Annotated in this window: 11 protein-coding genes; 9 read left to right on the forward strand and 2 right to left on the reverse strand. The window is 70.6% G+C overall.

Going from position 1 to position 18,030, the window contains the following annotated elements:
• Positions 1–15: 15 nt before the first annotated feature.
• The 8 genes from panD to OG842_RS32625 all read left to right on the forward strand — a co-directional run bounded on the left by panD (position 16) and on the right by OG842_RS32625 (position 8,965).
• Entirely contained in the window at positions 16–435 is a 420-nt protein-coding gene (gene panD / locus OG842_RS32590) for an aspartate 1-decarboxylase (RefSeq protein ID WP_266735773.1), read from the forward strand.
• Positions 432–1,583, forward strand: a complete 1,152-nt coding sequence (locus OG842_RS32595; RefSeq protein WP_266735771.1) for a GNAT family N-acetyltransferase — start codon at positions 432–434, stop codon at positions 1,581–1,583. Before panD ends, OG842_RS32595 begins: the two co-directional genes overlap by 4 nt.
• Entirely contained in the window at positions 1,583–3,403 is a 1,821-nt protein-coding gene (gene asnB, locus OG842_RS32600) for an asparagine synthase (glutamine-hydrolyzing) (RefSeq protein ID WP_266735769.1), read from the forward strand. Before OG842_RS32595 ends, asnB (OG842_RS32600) begins: the two co-directional genes overlap by 1 nt.
• Positions 3,404–3,425: 22 nt before the next feature.
• Entirely contained in the window at positions 3,426–4,694 is a 1,269-nt protein-coding gene (locus OG842_RS32605; RefSeq protein ID WP_266735767.1) for an MFS transporter, read from the forward strand.
• Between the two features lie 94 nt (positions 4,695–4,788).
• Positions 4,789–5,562, forward strand: coding sequence for a class I SAM-dependent methyltransferase (locus tag OG842_RS32610; RefSeq protein WP_266735765.1), 774 nt, complete (start codon positions 4,789–4,791; stop codon positions 5,560–5,562).
• Positions 5,563–5,606: 44 nt separating this feature from the next.
• Complete coding sequence (locus tag OG842_RS32615; RefSeq protein WP_266735763.1) at positions 5,607–6,350, forward strand: methyltransferase domain-containing protein; 744 nt, start codon at positions 5,607–5,609, stop codon at positions 6,348–6,350.
• Between the two features lie 37 nt (positions 6,351–6,387).
• Complete coding sequence (asnB, locus tag OG842_RS32620) at positions 6,388–8,229, forward strand: asparagine synthase (glutamine-hydrolyzing) (protein ID WP_266735761.1); 1,842 nt, start codon at positions 6,388–6,390, stop codon at positions 8,227–8,229.
• Positions 8,210–8,965, forward strand: coding sequence for a thioesterase II family protein (locus OG842_RS32625; RefSeq protein ID WP_266735759.1), 756 nt, complete (start codon positions 8,210–8,212; stop codon positions 8,963–8,965). Before asnB (OG842_RS32620) ends, OG842_RS32625 begins: the two co-directional genes overlap by 20 nt.
• A 35-nt stretch (positions 8,966–9,000) precedes the next feature.
• Here the strand turns inward: OG842_RS32625 and OG842_RS32630 are convergent, their stop codons facing one another.
• Both OG842_RS32630 and OG842_RS32635 read right to left on the reverse strand, forming a co-directional pair.
• Entirely contained in the window at positions 9,001–9,891 is an 891-nt protein-coding gene (locus tag OG842_RS32630; protein WP_266735758.1) for an SCO0930 family lipoprotein, read from the reverse strand.
• Positions 9,892–10,119: 228 nt separating this feature from the next.
• The gene (locus OG842_RS32635; protein ID WP_266735757.1) at positions 10,120–11,697 is read right to left on the reverse strand and encodes a hypothetical protein; all 1,578 of its coding nucleotides are present in this window, start codon (positions 11,695–11,697) and stop codon (positions 10,120–10,122) included.
• A gap of 159 nt (positions 11,698–11,856) precedes the next feature.
• Between OG842_RS32635 and OG842_RS32640 the strand changes: the two genes are divergently transcribed.
• A complete protein-coding gene (locus OG842_RS32640) occupies positions 11,857–17,949 on the forward strand; it encodes a beta strand repeat-containing protein (RefSeq protein WP_266735755.1) in 6,093 nt (2,030 codons plus the stop codon).
• The last annotated feature ends 81 nt before the right edge of the window (positions 17,950–18,030 follow it).

Raw genomic sequence — 18,030 nt, forward strand, 5'->3', positions numbered from 1 at the left:
GAGAGGACGCCCGCCTTGTTCCGGACGATGCTGAAGTCGAAGATCCACAGAGCCACGGTCACCCAGTGCGACCTGAACTACGTCGGCTCGCTCACCATCGACGCCGACCTCATGGACGCCGCCGACCTGCTGCCCGGCGAACTCATCCACCTGGTCGACATCAACAACGGAAGCCGCCTGGAGACGTACGTCATCGAGGGCGAGCGCGGCAGCGGCGTCATCGGGGTCAACGGCGCGGCGGCCCGGCTCGTGCAGAAGGGCGACCTCGTCATCATCATCTCGTACGCCCAGGTCACGGACGAGGAAGCCCGCTCGATGAAGCCCAGCGTGGTCTTCGTGGACGCCGACAACCGGGTCGACTCCCTCGAACCGTCCCTGTCCGGGGTGCCCGAGGGCCACGGTCTGACAGCGGGCGACGTTGTGGAGAGTCGGTGATCCCACACTCCTGGCGGTACGTCTGGAACAACGGCGGCGGTCCGCTCGTCCGGGCGGCCCGGGGCGCGGCCGAGGCGCTGGCCCGGCCCCGGCTCACCCTCTCGGTGCCGCAGGGCCGCGGGCCGGTGCTGGCGTACGCGGGCCTGGAGCACGAGCTGACGTACGTACTGCCCTTCCTGGAGCAGCGGCGCGGAACCCCCTCGGTCCGCACCCGGACCGGCACCTCCTGGGCGGAACTGGCGGACGGCCGGGCCGCCGCGAAGACGGACATCCTCGCCGTCGGCCACCACCGGCGCAGGGTGCCCGCCCAACTGCCGCGGCACAGCCTGCTGCTGCCGTTCAGGATCACGCTGACCGTGCCCCTGGACGCCTCGGACGACCCCGCTGCCGCCGTGCTCCGGCGGATCTCCCGCAAGGCCCGCCAGCAGCACGCCCGTGAACTGCGCTCCCGGGTCCGCACCCTCGAAGTCTCGCGGGACGAGGCCGACTTCGACTCCTTCTACGACCACATGCACCTGCCGACCATGGGCCGCCGGCACGGCGACGCCGCCCGCTCGGAGGCCAAGGAGAGCGCCCGGACGTGCATCTTCCGGCACGGCGCGATGTTCTTCCTGTGCGAGTCCGGCCGCCGGGTCGCCGGCATGCTCTGCCGGCTGGAGGGGCGCACCCTGGTCATCCGCCTCGCCGGGGTCGACGGCGGCTCGGAGGAGGCGTACCGCTCCGGCACCTACATGGCGCTGTTCATCCTGATCCTCCAGTGGGCCGCCGAGCACGGCTTCACCCGGGTCGACCTGTCCGGGGGCGAGCCGTTCCTCAGCAAGGGCACCTTCCAGTTCAAGCGGAAGATGCACCCGCACGTCTCCCTGCCGCCCAACCACTTCCGCGACCGGCGGCTGCTGGTGCGGGTCCTGCGCGACAGCCCCGAGGTGCGCGACTTCCTGGTCGCCAACCCCATGCTCACCCTCGACGAGGGCGGCGCACTCCAGGCCGTCCACTTCCACGACGACGAGCGGCCGCCACGGCTCGACCTGCGCTGGCAGTGCCCCGGTGTCGACGGCCAGCGCCTCGTCCATCTCGACGCCTTCCTGACCGGGCTGCCGGCCCGGCAGAGCGGCCACGTACTCAAACGCAGCGAAGGGGCTCTGTGATGTGCGGCATTACCGGCTGGATCGACTTCACCCGGAATCTCGGTCTCGAGCGCACGACCCTGGAGGCCATGACCGGCTCGATGCACCGGCGCGGCCCCGACGACTCCGGCATCTGGCTCGGCCCCCATGTGGCCCTGGGCCACCGCCGGCTCGCGGTCGTCGACCCGGCGGGCGGCGCCCAGCCCATGGAGACACAGCGCCGGGGCTCCGACGCGCCCGTCGTGCTGACGTACAGCGGCGAGCTCTACAACTTCCGCGAGCTGCGGGCCGAACTGACCGGCCGCAACCACCGCTTCCGCACCTCCTCCGACACCGAGGTCGTGCTGCACGCCTATCTGGAGTGGGGGGCCGGCTTCGTGGACCGGCTCCAGGGCATCTACGCGTTCGCCATCTGGGACGCCTGGCGCGAGGAGCTGATCCTCGTCCGCGACCGGCTCGGTGTGAAGCCGCTCTACTACCACGCCTACCAGGGCGGGCTGCTCTTCGGCTCCGAGCCCAAGGCGATCCTCGCCAACCCGCTCTTCACCGCCCGCACCAGCGAGGCGAAGCTGCCCATCCTGTTCAACCCGCGCCTGGCCATGCCCTGGGAGACGCCGTTCACGGACATGAGGCAGGTCCAGCCGGGCCACCTCGTGCGCGTCGACCGCTCCGGGGCGCACGAGACCCCGTACTGGCGGCTGGTCAGCCGTGAGCACCGGGACGACTACCCCACCACCGTGAGCCGGGTGCGCGAGATCCTGGAGGATGTCGTCGCCCACCAGATGGTGGCCGACGTACCGCTGTGCTCCCTGCTCTCCGGCGGTCTGGACTCCAGCGCCATCACCGCGCTCGCCGCCCGCAACCGACCGGACGCGCTGCGCTCGTACTCGGTCGACTTCGAGGGCGCCGAGGAGGACTTCCGCGCCACCGCCCTGCGCCCCGAACGGGACACCCCCTTCGCGCTGGCCGCCGCCCGCCACCTGGGCGTCGACCACACGATGGTGACGCTGGACCCGGCGGTCCTGCCCGACTACGTGCCCGCCACGCTGGCGGCACGCGACATGCCCAGCCTCGGTCAGTTCGACACCTCCATGTACCTGCTCTTCCAGGAGATCCGGAAGACCTCGACGGTCGCCCTGTCCGGCGAAGCGGGCGACGAGGTGTTCGGCGGCTACCCGTGGTTCTTCGACCGCGCGAGCGTCTTCGGCGACACCTTCCCCTGGCTCGGCAATGCGCCCAGGCTCACCGACTGCCTCGCCCCCGACGTGACCGCGCGGATCCGCCCGCAGGACGACGAGCAGGACCGCTACCGCACCCTGCTGTCCCGGGTGCCGAGGCTCCCGGGGGAGTCGGGCCTGGAGGCGCGGATGCGAGAGGTCCTCCACCTGAGCCTGCAGGGCCCGCTGCTCTACCTCCTGGACCGCAAGGACCGGATGAGCATGGCCGTCGGCCTGGAGGTGCGGGTCCCGTTCTGCGACCACACGCTCCTGGAATACGTATGGAACGTCCCGTGGAAGATGAAGGTCTCCGACGGGCGGGAGAAGAGTCTGCTGCGGTCCGCCACCGAGGACCTGCTGCCGCAGTCGGTGCTGATGCGGCGCAAGAGCGGCTACCCGGCGACCTTCGCCCCGGCCCACGCCGAGGCACAGCGTGCCGCCCTCGACGCGCTCGTGGCGGACCGCGATTCACCCCTGGCCGGAATGCTGGACGGTGCCAAGGTGCGCGAACTCGCCTACGGGGACACCAAGATGCTGACCATGGCCGACAACCTGCACTTCCTGCTGCCACTCATCGAGGTCGACCGGTGGCTGCGTACGTACAACGTCTCGTTCACCGACTGACCATCCACCTGGAGCCACTGCAGTGCAAGAAGAGAAGAGCATCGAACCCGCCCACCCGCCGCTGACCCGGCAGGGCAACTTCGTGAAGCTCTGGACCGGACAGTCTGCGGCGCTCATCGGTTACGAGATCAGCGAGATGGCGCTCCCGCTCCTGGCCATCCTGGTCCTGGAGACCGACGCGGGGGAACTCGGCATCATCGGCGCGGCCCGCTGGCTGCCGTTCCTGCTGTTCTCGCTGTGGGCCGGTGTCTGGATCGAACGGCGCCGGCGGATACCCGTGATGATCGCGGCGGACCTGACCCGCGCGGCGCTGATGATCGCCGTGGTGTCGCTCGCGCTGACGGACCTGCTGACGCTGCCGATACTGATCGCCGCGGTCTTCCTGCTCGGCGCGGGCACGGTGATGTTCGACATCAGCTACACCACTGTGCTCCCCAGCGTCGTACCGCAGGAACAGCTGGTGAAGGCCAACGGATGGCTGCAGGCATCGGGTTCGGTGGCCCAGGTCGGCGGACCCGGCTTCGCCGGTGTGCTCGTGCAGTGGCTGACCGCGCCGGTCACCCTGCTCGGACAGGCGCTCAGCTTCCTCGTCTCGGGCGGCTGCCTGGCCGCGATCCGGATCGACGAGAAGGTTCCCGAGCAGCCCGAGCACAGGCCCAACGGCCTCACCTCCCTCAAGGAGGGGCTCGTCATGGCCTTCGGAGATCCGGTGCTGCGCTCGCTGGTGGGCATCGGAGCGCTCTTCAACATGTTCAGCCAGTGGGTCGTGGCCATGTTCCCGCTGTTCGCCATCCGGGAGATCGGCCTGAGCGCCGGAACGATGGGCGCCGTCGTCTCCGCCGCCGCGGTCGGCGGACTCGTGGGCTCGATGACCGTGGGCCGGCTGAGCGAGCGCATCGGACCGGGGCGCGTGATCATCGCCTCCTCGGTGATCGCCTCGATCCCGTTCGCGCTGGTCGCGTTCAGCCCGGAGCGCCACGCCATCGCGATTCCCTGGCTCATCGCGTGCTTCGCGGTCGCCGGGTACGGCTGGACCATCGGCGGCATCATGATCACCAGCGTCCGGCAGGCCTACACCCCCAGGGCCTTCCTGGCACGGGTGAACGCGACGTACCGCTTCCTGGGCTACGGGCTGGTGTCGGTCGGCGTCTTCGCCGGCGGTCTGCTCGGCGAGGCGGCCAGCCTGCGCACCACCCTTCTCGTCGGCGCGATCGGGTCCATGACCGCCATGGTCTGGAGCATTCTGTCGCCGCTGCGCGGCCTGCGGAAGATGCCCGCCCAGGAGGCGTGACCCGCGCGGCGCCGGGTCGCCCGCAAGCCCTGCCCGCAAGCCCTTGCCACGGACGCACAGGAACTCGGAGGAACGAGGAACAATGAGCTCGGACATGATTGCGGCATTCGCCCTGGAGGCGGAGGTCTACGACGTACTGCCCTTCCGCGTCGACCAGCCCGACGTGGGGTTCTTCGTCGACCTGGCGAAGGAGGCCGGGGGCCCGGTCCTCGAACTCGCCTGCGGCACCGGCCGGATCACCCTGCCTCTCGCCCGTGCGGCGGGCGAGGCGGTCGGCCTCGACCTGGCCCCAGCGATGCTCGGCCGGGCGCGGGCCAAGGCCAAGGACGAGGGCCTCGAGGCAGCCGTGTCGTTCATCGAGGGCGACATGTGCACGGCGCGCCTGGACCGGGAGTTCCCGCTCGTGATGATGGGCGGCCAGCCGCTGTTCTTCCTCAAGGACGACGACGCGCTGAGCGCGGCTCTGGAGACCGTCCGCGCCCATGTCGCCCCCGGCGGCCGCTGGGCGGCGGGCGTGCCCGTACTGCGGGCACCGGCCGCGGCGGACATGCAGAACAGGCTCCACTTCACCTGCGAGGTGCGCCACCCGGTCACCGGGCAGCGAGTGGCGATCTGGGACGCGTCCAGCATCGACGAGGTCCGGCAGATCGCCACCCGGCGACGGATCACGGAGACGCTCGACGAAGAAGGCCTGGTGCTGGAGCGGCGGCACTCCACGCAGACGCTCTACTACCGCCACCCCGCCGAACTGCGCCGGCTGATCGAGCAGGCGGGCTTCCGTCTGGAGCGCACCTACGGCGGCTACGACAAGCGGCCCTTCGGGTCGGCCTCCAACCACCTCATCTGGGTCGCGACCAAGGAGGACTGAGTTCCCGCGCGTTCTGCTCCACCCCCTCAACGGAAGGTACCGAAATGACCGCACCGACCGAACTGAACGGACCCGCCGCGGCCGTCGTGGGCGACGGCATACAGGCGTCCAACGCCGGCTGGAACTTCGCGGGCGAAGCGAGCAAGAACTTCGACGGCCATGTCTCCAAGAGCGTTCCGCTGTACGACACCGGCCACGAACTCGTCGAGCGGCTCTCCGACTTCTTCGTCGGCCCCGACAGCACCGTCTACGACCTGGGCTGCTCCACCGGCAGCCTCACCGAGCGTCTCGCCCGCAGGCACGCGCACAAGTCGCCGCGCATCATCGGCGTCGACTGCGAGCAGGACATGGTGACCATCGCGCGGCGCAAGTGCCGCGACATCGACAGCATCGAGATCCAGCACCAGGACCTCTCCCAGGTCACCTGGGAGAAGGCGGACCTCGTCGTCATGTACTACACGCTGCAGTTCGTGCCGCCCAAGTACCGCCAGACGGTGGTCGACGAGATCTATCAGGCCCTCAACTGGGGCGGCGCACTCCTGATGTTCGAGAAGGTCCGCGGCCCCGACGCCCGCTTCCAGGACGTGATGACCCAGCTCTACACCGAGTACAAACTCGAACAGGGCTACACCCCGGACGACATCGTCGGCAAGAGCCGCAGCCTCAAGCGGGTCCTTGAGCCGTTCTCCACGCAGGGCAACCTCGATCTGCTCTCCCGGGCCGGATTCGTCGATGTGATGACCGTCCAGAAGTACGTCTGCTTCGAGGGATTCCTGGCGCTCAAGTGACGCACGGCCCCTTTTTCGACACTGCTGAAGGAATCAGATGAGCGGCATCACCGGCTGGGTGGACTTCACCCGCGACCTCACCGCCGAGGACGGCACCGTCCGGCGGATGACACAGAGTCTGACCCACCGCGGTCCCGACGGCTCCGGCCACTGGACCACCGGCCATGCGGCGCTCGGCCGGACCCGGCTCGCAGCCGCCGACCCGGGCGGGAGCGGCGAAGTGACCGTCGTCGCCGAGGACGGCGCCGAGCTGGTGGCGGGCGTCTGCACCGGGACCGTCTTCAACGCCGGAGACCTGCGGGCCGAACTGAGGGGCCGCGGGCACCGGCTGCGCACCGAGGGCACCGCCGAACTGCTGGCCCGGGCCTACCTGGAGTGGGGCGAGTCGTTCGTCGACCGTCTGGTCGGCATGTACGCCGTCGCGCTCTGGGACCTGCGCACCGAGGAACTGCTGCTGGTCCGCGACCGGATGGGGGTGGAGCCGCTCTACTACCACAGGGGTGCCTCCTTCCTGGTCTTCGGGTCCGAGCCCAAGGCGGTCTTCGAGCAAGGGCGGTTGGAGCGGCGGCTCACCGCCGACGGGCTCCGGGAGATCATCTCCTCCGGCAAGACCCCCGGCCACGCCATCATGGACGGCCTGCACGAGCTGCGCCCCGGTCATCTGCTGCGCATCGGCCGGGACGGCGTCCGGACCCGCCGCTACTGGCAGTTGACCGCCGTGGAGCACGGCGACGACCTGGACACCACCGTCCGTACCGTGCGCGAGCTGCTCGTCGACGCCGTCGGAGAGCAGCTGGTGGCCGACGGCCCGGTCTGCTCGCTGCTCTCCGGCGGACTGGACTCCAGTACGCTCACCGCGCTGGCCTCCTCCTGGTCAGCCGAGCAGGGCCGGGGCCCCTTCTCCACGTTCTCCGTGGACTTCGTCGGGTACGCCGACCACTTCCGCGCCAGCCACATGCGGGCCACACCCGACGGACCGTTCATCCGGGACGTCGTGGACCACTGCGGAACCGAGCACGCCACCCTGGTGCTCGACAGCTCCAGCCTGACCGACGCCGACGCCCGCGCGGGCGTCCTGCGGGCGATGGACCTGCCCATGGGCATGGGCGACCTCAGCACCTCCGGATACCTGCTCTTCCGGGCGGTCCGCGAACACAGCGCGGTGGTCCTCTCCGGCGAGTCCGCCGACGAACTCTTCGGCGGGTACAGCTGGTTCCAGGACCCCGCCGTCGTCGAGGCCGACACCTTCCCGTGGCTGGCCCGGCACTCCGAGGACGACGCCTCCGGAGCGGGCCTGATGGACCCCTCCCTCTACGCCGAGCTGGACATCACCGGTTACCACGCCCGCCGCTACGAGGAGGCCCTGTCCGAGGTGCCCGTCCTGGCGGGGGAGAGCCGCCCGGAGCGGCGGATGCGCGAGATCACCTACCTCAACCTCACGCGCTTCTCCCAGATCCTGCTCGACCGGCGGGACCGCATGAGCATGGCCGCCGGACTCCAGGTCCGCGTCCCGTTCTGCGACCACCGGCTCGTCGAGTACGTCTACAACGTGCCGTGGAAGTTCAAGTCCTTCGACGGGCACGAGAAGAGCCTGCTGCGGGCCGCCGCCCGCGATCTGCTGCCGGGCACGGTGCTCGGCCGGCGCAAGAGCCACTTCCCGCGCACCCAGGATCCCGCCTACGACGCCTCGGTCATCGCCGAGTTCGGCAAGATCGCCGGACGGCCGGACGCGCCGCTCACCGCGCTGCTCAACCCGGCGGCGGTCGCGGAGCTCGGCGCCGAAGGACCGGACTCCCTCGCGGGGGGACGCATCGTTCTGGAGGGTCTCGTCGAGATCAACAACTGGCTCGAAACCTACGATGTCGCTCTCGACGTCTGACGCGCCCGAGGAGACCTCGCTGGTCGTGGCGCTCCCTGCGGGCGGCGGGGGCGCGGGCATGTTCGCCCAGCTGCGCAAGGCCCTGCCCGCCGGCACCGGACTGGTGGTTCCCGACCTGCCGGGCCGGGGCCGCCGCACGCGGGCGCCGCGCGAACTCACCGTGCCCGGCCTCTCAGCCGAGCTGGCGGCCGAACTCGAACCGCGCATCGCCGGGCGCCCGTACGCCGTGTTCGCGACCTGTTTCAGCACCATCGTGGGGCTGGAACTCGTCTGGCAGCTCCTGGAACGAGGCCTTCCGCCGACCCGCGCGCTGCTGGTCTCGGGCCGGCAGCCGCCCGACGTGGCCCCGCCCTTCGAAGCCCTGGACAAGCTCTCGGACGAAGAGGTCCTCGGCGGGATGCGCCGCTTCTGGCCGTCGGAACTCGACTGGGAGTCCATGCCCAAGGCCCTGCACGACATCCTGCTCCGCCAGACGCGCCGCGACAACGAGCTCGGCGTCGGGTACGTGTACGAACCCCGCGGCCCGCTTCCCGTGCCGGTCATCGCCTACCAGGGCATGGACGATCCGGGGGTGACCGTCCCGGAACTATCGGACTGGGGCGCGCACACCTCGGTCTCCTTCACGCTCCGTGTCGTTCCGGGGGGCCACTACTTCTACATGACCCACACCGACCGGCTGGCCGGGGAGCTCGGCGCGCTCCTGGCCGGGCGTGCCGAGGACGACCCGGTGTCCTGAGCGTGCCGGCCCGGTCCCGGACCGGGCCGGCACGACTACTTGGCCAGCTTGCCGTTGGGCCGCACCGTGAACCAAGTGCCGTTCACACCCTGGCCGTTGGTGTCACCGGGCTGCTCGTCGCCGGTGTACCAGTAGAGCGGCCAGCAGTCGATGCTGAGCTGCTTCGTGCCGTCGGGGCGGGTGTACGGGGTGAGCAGCTTCGGGTCGATGCCCTTGATGTCCTTCTTGTCGACGAGCCCGGCGGGCTTCCACTTCTCCAGGCAGGCGCCCTTGCAGTTGGACTTCATCGGCCAGGCGGTGTCCTTGGTGAAGCGGTAGAGCGTGCGCCCCTTGCCGTCGCGGATGATCGTGCCGCGCTCCTCGTCGTCGACCGTGGACAGAGCGGGCAGGTCCTTCGGCTCGCTCGGGGCCTCCTGCGCCGATGCCTTCGCCTTCGTGCCGTCGGGTGCGGCCGAGAACCAGGTGCCGCCGACGCCCTGCCCGCGGGTCTGCCGGGGCGCCGTGTCCTGCGCGTAGCGGTACAGCGGCCATCCCGCGAGCGTCAGCTGACTCGTGCCGTCCGCGCGCTTCACCGAGCCGAGCAGCCCGGGGTCCACGCCGCGGCCCGCCTTCGCACCGTCGGCGAGCACCGGCGGCCAGGCCTTGGCGCAGTCGCCCGCGCAGTTGGAAGCGGGCGGCTTCGCCGTGTCCTTGTCGAAGCGGTACAGGGTGAAGCCCGCGCCGTCCGTCACGACCGGGCCCAGCTGCTTGCTCTGCCAGACGCTGAGGCGGCCCGCCTGCGAGGGCTGCGCACCGTTGCCCGTCGAGGCGGCGCGCCCGGCGGATCCGGTGGTGGTCGCCGCCGTGCCCTGGGAGCTAGTGCAGGCCGCCGTCAGCATGACCGCGGCGATGGTGAATACGACCGGGACGTAGGTGAATTTACGCATGGGTATCCCTCTTTCGGAAATCTTGGGGAATTTGCTTTTCGCTGAAGTGCTAAGTGCTGAAGTACTGAAGTAATGGCCCGCCCCGGCAGCAGGGGAGGAGTCGGCCGACTGCCGGGGCGGAGTTTCTGGTCCCGGAATTCCTTCTGGCCGGTCACTGTCACTGTGAGAACGGCCGCTGTGGCAGGGTGGTTCAATTCCCGGGAAGTTCTTTTTCCGGGTCGCGAGCGGTCAGACCCGCCCGGTGCCCGCCCCCGCCAACGTCTGCGTGGGAACGACCACCCGCAGACCTAGTACGCCCAGGTCGACGCTGCCGTCGTTCTCCGCGTACCACCGCCAGTGCGCCCCCGGTACGTCGCCCACCGTCAGCACGATCCACCCGCCGCCCTCCGACCCGGTGAGGTCCGCGAGCGTTCGCGCCTCCTCGGCGGTCGGCGCGTCCTGGAGGACGACGAAGCCGGTGACCTCGCCCGTACGGGCGGCGCCACGCACCAGGCCGACGCCCAGTTCCTCGGCGGAGTTGAGGATCTCCTCGGGGGCCTTGCCCGTCACCTCCGACACGGAGCGGACCCGGACCAGACCGTTGAGGCCGGGCAGGGCGCTCGCGCCCGGGTCCACCGACACCACCACCGTGCTCTGCCGCGGCAGTTCGAGCAGCCCGCGCACCAGCGCCGCCACGGTGTCCTGGGCGACGACGAGGTCACCGCTGACGCTCAGCGCGCCGTTGATCTGCCCGAGGTCCACCATGACCTGCGCGCCCCGCTCGCTCACCCCGATCCGGGCGAGGTGTGGCAGTGCGAGCGTCACTTCGGCCGCCGGATCGCCCTCGATGACGGAGGGCAGTCCGGTGCGCTCCCAGCGATTCGGTTCGAGCGCGGTCCACGGCGCGGGTGCCGTGTGTGCCCCCGACACCGACGCGAGCAGCTTCGTGGGTTCGGCGAGGACGCTGTAGACCCGTACCGGGCGCTCCGCCTCCGCCGCGTCGGCGGGGATCAGTTCGCGCAGCGCCTGCCGCACCACCGCCGGCGTACGGGTGTCCGCCGCGAGCCGCCGCGCGAGCGCGCCCCGCCGACGCCGCCGCAGCGCGAGCGCCAGGCCGCGCGGCAGCCGCGGCCGCAGCACCCGGGCGGCCCGCGCGATCCCGGAGCCGGTGGCGCGCACGGCCCGGCCGATCGGGCGCCGCGCGACGATCACCACGGTCAGTGCGGTGACGCCGGCAACACCCCCGATCAGCCAGGGCGACCCGAGCCGGTCGCCCAGCCCGGCGAACGGTCCCGAGCCCCGGCCGGCCGCGGCGCGGGGCGCGGGGGAGGCGCTCCGTGCGGGGGGCTTCGCCGCATCGGCGTTCTCCTCGGGCAGGACACCGAACTCCACGCCGGACCCGTCCGCGTCCTCCGGCAGGATCAGCGGGAAGCCCGGGGTCAGCTGGTCGGGACTCACGAAAGCCGAACCGTCCGGCAGCTGGCGCCCGCTGTTGAGGACCAGGATCTCCTCGAACCGGTCGCCGTCGCCGAGGGTGCGCTGTGCGATCCCGAACAGCGTCTCCTGCTCGCCGCCGTTCTCCTGCGCGGACCTGACCACGTAGTACTTCGTCACCTCATCGGCCCGCAGCACCCGGAAGGGCTGCGCCTGCACGGCTGCCGGAACCGGTGCGGAGGCCGGAGCCCGTACCGGCCCCAGAGCCTGCGCGGGTGCGGGCAGCGCCAGCCAGGCGACGGCCACCAGACCGCACACCGCCGTCACCCGTGCCGTCGTGCGCCACGGCGCCGGCCGCCGCGCTTCGTTCGTCGTCCTCGGGGCGTCGCGCATCTTTCTCGTCCTCCTCCGTACGGGGCCTGGTGACGCGCACTGCTGATTGCGTCGGCCGTCACACGCGTGGAGCCCCGGGTCGGTTCAACGAGCTGAACCGAAACGCCGACCACCCCGTTAGGAGGTGCCGAACGGGCTTGTAGCCGGGAGGAGTTGGAGATGGCGCGTCGGCATGCCACGGGCTGGGAGGTGCTCGGGTTCGGGGAGGACCCGACCCCCGGGAACCCGGAGGCGATCAGAACACTGGCCAAGACCTATCAGGAGCTGAGCGAAGGGGCGGGCGAGGCGGTCGAGCTGCTGCGCGACGACGGGGCGCTGCGCCGCGGCAAGGGCCAGGCGATGGACGCCCTGAAGACGCGCATCACCAAGGACCTGCCGGGGCTCCTGGAGAAGACCAGGGACTCCTTCCGTACCGCCGCGGGCGCCTACGACGAGTACGCGAACACCCTGACGAGCGCCCAGGACCTGCTGGACCGGGCCATCGACCAGGGCCAGGAGGTCGCCGCCGCCGCGAAGACGGAGGTCCCGGCCCTCGCGGCGGACGCCACCCCGGAGCAGGCCGAGACCCACCAGACGCAGCAGGGCGAGGTGAACGCCGCGAAGGAGGCGCTGTCCGCCGCCGAGGAGCTCGGCCGCATGGCGCAGCGGATACGCGAGGAGGGGTCCGACAGGGCCACGATCGTCCTCGACGACGCCGCCGAACAGGCCATCCCCGCAAGGGACTTCGTGAAGGCGTTCGGTGACTTCCTCGCGGACAACCCGCTGGTGGAGATCATCGCCGGTGTCATCATCGGCATCGTCGCCGTGTTCTTCCCGGTCGTGGGTCTCATCCTGGGCGCGATCCTGTTCGCGGTGTCGGTGATCCGGATGGTGTCGCAGGGCAAGATCGACGCCGGTGAGATCATCATCGGCCTGCTCACCCTCGTACCCGGTGGAGTGCTGCTCGGCGGGCTCGGGAAGATCGTCGGGGCGGCCGGCAAGCTGGCGAAGTTCGCGCCGTTCCTGGCCAAGGTGGGCAAGGGCGTCGGGACCGCTTCGGGGGCGGTCTCGGCGGCCCTGAAGAACTCGACGTTCGTCCGCAAGATCATCGACCCGCTGTCCAAGGGACTCGTGGGTCTCAAGGCGTCCCCCGGTCTGGCCCTCGGCGCCAAGTTCGCGATCGACGTGACCACCGAGTTCTCCCTCGGCTTCCTGGCGAGCGGGATCACGGCGGTGATCGACGGGAAGAAGTTCGACGCGGCCTCGGCCGCCAAGGGCGCCGCGCTCGGTGCCGCCACGGCCGGTGCCTTCACCCTGTTCGGCGGGACGAAGTTCGCCACCAGCATCAAGGACGCCTTCACCACCAAGGGCAAGTTCAAGAGCAACATCGACAAGGCGTTCTCCGTGAACAGCCTCGGTGTCGTCGACGGCAAGTTCAAACCCGGCAACGTCCTGTTCTCCGAGACCAAGGGCGCGCAGAAGACCGGCTTCCACGGCATCAACGGCACGACCAAGTCGGACCCCGCCACGGGCGAGGTCAAGACGAAGGTCACGACCCCGGACGGCGCGAAGACCGAGACGAAGATCACCCCGCCCGGTCCCAAGGCCGACCAGGTCGAGGCCCCCGACGACCTGCCCTTCGGAGTCCCGGGGCCCGAGACGTCGACGACCACCACGACACCGGACGGGTTCACGTCGAAGACCGCGAACGGCACGAACACCATCAAGAGCCCGGACGGGGACGTCATCACCTCGAACGGCAACACGACGACGATCAGCACCCCGATTCAGGGCCCGACCACGAAGGAGCAGATCCTCGGCGGGCTCGGAGGCGAGTTCGCGCCCGCGCAGTCGGAGAAGCCCGCGCTCTCCACGGAGCTGGGCCCGAACGGCGGCTTCACGACCTCGGGACCGTTCGGCGAGGTCTCCAAGGGGCCGGACGGCACCACGACGTTCAGCTCGCCCGGCGGTGACGGCGGTGGTCCCACGCCGGAGTTCACCGTGAACAACAACACGATCTCCACCCCGAACGGCCTCACCCTGACCGACAACGGCGGCTCCACGACGGTGGGTGGTGGCGGGCTCACCACGGACAACCAGAACGGTGTCAACTCGGTCTTCAACGGCCCCCCGGCGGGCCAGCCGGTGGTGACCCACAACCCCGCCGACGGCAACGTCGACATCAACTTCGGCAACACCACGCTCAACGGCAACACGGGGAACCCCGGGGGTGGATTCGCCCTGCCGGACGGCACGCAGGCCAACGTCGGCAACAACGGCGACGTGAGCGTCGTCAACGGAGACGGCGGCGGCCAGAACGTCAACCTGCCCCCGGCCAACGCGGGCGGCCCGGTCACCTTCACCGACACCAACGTCAGCACCAGCATCCCTCCGGCCGGCGGCGCCACCATCGCCACGCCGGGCGGCCCCGCCACCACGCTCGACCACACCGGGTTCACGGTGAACACCGGCGGCCCCACCCCCGACACGGTGCAGTTCAACGGGCCGGGGAACTCGCTCGACGTGACGCCGCCCGGCGGTCAGCCGCAGGTCTCGGTCGGCCCGGACGGCTCCATCACCACCGGCAACATCAACACCGACGGGGGTGGCGGCGGTACGGCCACCGGCGGCGGGGGGAACGTGGCGTTCTCGCCGACCGACATCAAGTTCAGCACGCCCGACGGCGGGACGATCGCCGTCAACCCGCAGGGCCAGTTCGACCTGAACCCCTCCGGCGCCCAGCCGCCGGTCACCGTCAACCCGAACGGGGACATCGCGGTGGGCCCGTCCGGCGCGGCCCCGGTCACCTTCAACGGCCCCGACGGCACCGCCGTCACCACCAAGCCCGGCGGCGGCCTCGACGTGACACCGCCCGGCGGTCACCCACAGGTCTCGGCCGGCCCGGACGGCGGCGTCTCCGTCAACGGCATCACCACGGACGGCAACGGCGGCGGCACGGCCACCGGCCCCGGCGGCCAGGTCGACTTCTCGCCGCTCGACATCAAGTTCAGCGCCCCGGACGGCACGACGTTCACCATCAACCCCAACGGCAAGTTCCACGTCGACGGGATCAGCCACGGCGCGGACGGCGTCACCATCGGCGGCTCGACCACGGTCGGCAAAGACGGCTCGGCGAGCATCGCCCACGGTGACCAGCAGATCAACGTCGGCGCCGACGGCACCATCACGGCCAACGACGCGCAGGGCAACCCGGTCCCGCCGGCCGTGCCGCAGCCGACCCCCGGAAATCCGGTGAACGCGGGCAACACCACCATCTCCGTGGACAACGGCGGCGGCCACTCGGTCACCGTCCACGGCCAGAACGGCACCACGGTGACGGTCGGCGGCAACGGCACCACGACCGTCAACCATGGCCCGATCCAGGCGAGCCACGGCCCGAACGGCATCAGCGGCAGCGTGGGCACCGGCCATCCGATCCAGGCCAGCCAGGGCCCGAACGGCGTCACGACCGTCAGTCAGAACGGTACGTCGGTGAGTACGGGCGGAAACGGCCCGACCACGGTCGGTCCGCAGGGCGGGCCCGCCTCGGTCACCGTAAAACCGCCCACGGGCCAGGACCCCGCCCAGGTCACCACCGCCGATGGCAGTACCACCAGCGTCCACGGCGACGGCACCGTCACCAAGTCGGCGCCCGCGGGAGCCGGCAGCCAGACGGTCAACACGGGCGGTCCTGGCAACACCACGGTGACGGTCGGCGACAACGGCACCACGACCGTCAGCAACGGCCCGATCCAGGCGAGTCACGGCCCGGACGGCATCAGCGGCAGCGTGGGCACCGTCAACCCGGTCCAGGTCGGCCAGGGCCCGGACGGCGTGACGACCGTCAGTCAGAACGGTACGTCGGTGAGTACGGGCGGAAACGGCCCGACCACGGTCGGTCCGCAGGGCGGGCCCGCCTCGGTCACCGTCAACCCGGCCGACGGAGCCAACCCGACGCAGGTCACCACCTCAGGCGGCAGCAACACCACCCTGACGGGGAACGGCGCCCAGACGGACGTCAACGGCACCAACACCGCGAACAGCACGATCAACAACGACGGCACCATCAGCAACAACGCGCCGGCGGGCCCCAACAGCACGGTCACCACCGGACCGAACGGCACCACCGCCGCCGACAACAACGGCAACTTCGGCGTGGACAACACCGGCACCGTCACCAACGGCCCGGTCACCATCACCGCCAACACCGACGCCGCCAACAACCCCGTGGCCACCTTCACCGACACCGGAGCCGGCGGTGCGCAGGCCGATGTCGGCACCAACGGCGTCAGCACCCAGGGCGTCGACACCACGGTCGACCCGGGCGGCGATGTCACCGTCACCCACCACCAGACACCCGGCGGTCCGCCCACGACCGTCAACTCGGGCGCGGACGGCACGATCACCACACAGACCCCCGACGGGGCCGAGGCGAAGGTGCCGCCACGCCCGAACCCCGCAGGCGGCGGACCTGCGCCCGCACCGGCCCCCAGCACGATCACCAACAACAACGGCGCCACCCTCTCGACGGACGGGCAGACCACCGCATTCACCAACGACGGGTTCACGACCACCATCGGCAACGACGGCACCGGCCCGGCCACCACGACACTCCACCACGACTCCGGCGTCAGCCACACCGTCGACAACAACGGCCAGGCCACGGTCAACAACTCGCCGAGCGGCGCCGGCATCACCGGCACCAACACCCAGGTGACGGTGAACACCCCGCAGCAGGAGGGCTGGGGCCTGTTCGGCTCACCGGAGATGACGGGCGGTCAGAACACCCTGTCCAACGGCCCGGACGGCCCCACGATCACCACGCAGGGTGCCGACCCGGTCCACGAGCCCGGCAGCACCGTCGTGCACGGCCCGAACGCGGGCGGACCCGAGGGCGAGTTCTCCGTCACGTACGGACCGGCCACCGGCACCTTCGCGCCCGGCGGCGTCACCGGTCTCGGCCCCTCCGGCACCCACGTCGACCCGGCCACCAACCTTCCCGTCGACACGGCGGGCAACCCCATCGGCAACAACCCCGGCGACACCACCATCAGCACCGTCACCGGCGACGGCAACAGCGGCATCACCGTGCCCACGCCCGGGGGCGGCCCCGTCGTGCACCACGACGGCTTCTACGGCGGCAACACCGGCGTCGACACCAACAACAGCACCCTCGGCAAGAGCCCCGGCGACGTGGAGAACGCCGGTACGCCGGGCCAGAAGTCCGACATCCTGGACGGCCCGCACAACCCCTTCAACCGCGACCCCGCGCCGGGCCCCGAGACCTTTACGGTGGGCGGCAACGGCGGCGGGCCCTCCGTGGACGTCCCGGTCGGCGGCAAGGGTGACTCCACCGTCCACAACGGCCCGTTCGACGTGAAGGCCAACGGCGACGGCTCCTTCGACGTGTCCGTGTCCGGTAGCAACCAGCCCGGTGACAAGGTCACCGTCGGACCGGACGGCACCCTCACCGGGCCCGGCGTGGTTCCGGAAGCGCAACCCGGAGCAGGACAGGAGGGGCCCGCCAGGCCCCCGCAGGTCACGTTCAGTAATAACACCACCGTTACCGGCGGACCGGGCGCGGCGCCCGTCGTCACCCCCGACGGCGGCGGCGCCACCACCACCTTCGCCAACGGCGCCGCCACCACCACCGACCAGGCGGGCAACGTCACCATCACGCAGAACCCCGACGGCAGCGCCACGTTCAGTAACACCGCGGGCGGCGAGAACACCACGTTCACCGTCACCAAGGACGGCGTGGAAGGCACCGTCACCACGACTGACAACAACGGCAACCAGACCACGTTCGACGTCTTGGTCAACAACAACGGCTCCGTGCAGGTGAAGGACGCCAACGGCAAGACCCTCACCGAGGTCGACGCGAACGGCTCCTTCAACGAGCAGCACACCCCGATCCACGACTACCACGCTTACGCGGGTGGCCCCACATCCGTAACCGAGCTCCACGAATACGGCTACGAGGCCCTCACCAGCATCCTCAAGGGCGCCGTCGGCCAAGCCGTCAGCGTCGGCTACGAGGTGGGCGCCAACGGCGCCGACGCGCAGACCACCCTGGAGAACGCGGGCATCAAACTCGGCTACGGCGTAGGCAATTCCCTGGCCGGCAAGAAGGTCGAGAACGACCACGGATTCAAGACCAAGGGACCCGAGGTACCCCTTGCCTCGCTTCCCACGAAAACCATCGGAGCCGTCAACTCCAACCAGGACACCGAATTGGCGAATCCACCGGAAGAAGCCCCCATCAAGGTCTGAACCGAATGACCGCACCCGTCGTGTGTAGGGCGCTGGTCCACGAAACGGTCCATGAAACACCCATCCGCACCACCGACTTGG

The organism is Streptomyces sp. NBC_00376 (assembly GCF_036077095.1).
GTDB lineage: Bacteria > Actinomycetota > Actinomycetes > Streptomycetales > Streptomycetaceae > Streptomyces.

Bases quoted from the DNA above. Each gene is read 5' to 3' on its own strand.
- asnB (WP_266735769.1), top strand. From the start codon at position 1,583: ATGTGCGGCATTACCGGCTGGATCGACTTCACCCGGAATCTCGGTCTC.
- OG842_RS32610 (WP_266735765.1), top strand. From the start codon at position 4,789: ATGATTGCGGCATTCGCCCTGGAGGCGGAGGTCTACGACGTACTGCCC.
- OG842_RS32615 (WP_266735763.1), top strand. From the start codon at position 5,607: ATGACCGCACCGACCGAACTGAACGGACCCGCCGCGGCCGTCGTGGGC.
- asnB (WP_266735761.1), top strand. From the start codon at position 6,388: ATGAGCGGCATCACCGGCTGGGTGGACTTCACCCGCGACCTCACCGCC.
- OG842_RS32625 (WP_266735759.1), top strand. From the start codon at position 8,210: ATGTCGCTCTCGACGTCTGACGCGCCCGAGGAGACCTCGCTGGTCGTG.
- OG842_RS32630 (WP_266735758.1), bottom strand. From the start codon at position 9,891: ATGCGTAAATTCACCTACGTCCCGGTCGTATTCACCATCGCCGCGGTC.
- OG842_RS32635 (WP_266735757.1), bottom strand. From the start codon at position 11,697: ATGCGCGACGCCCCGAGGACGACGAACGAAGCGCGGCGGCCGGCGCCG.
- OG842_RS32640 (WP_266735755.1), top strand. From the start codon at position 11,857: ATGGCGCGTCGGCATGCCACGGGCTGGGAGGTGCTCGGGTTCGGGGAG.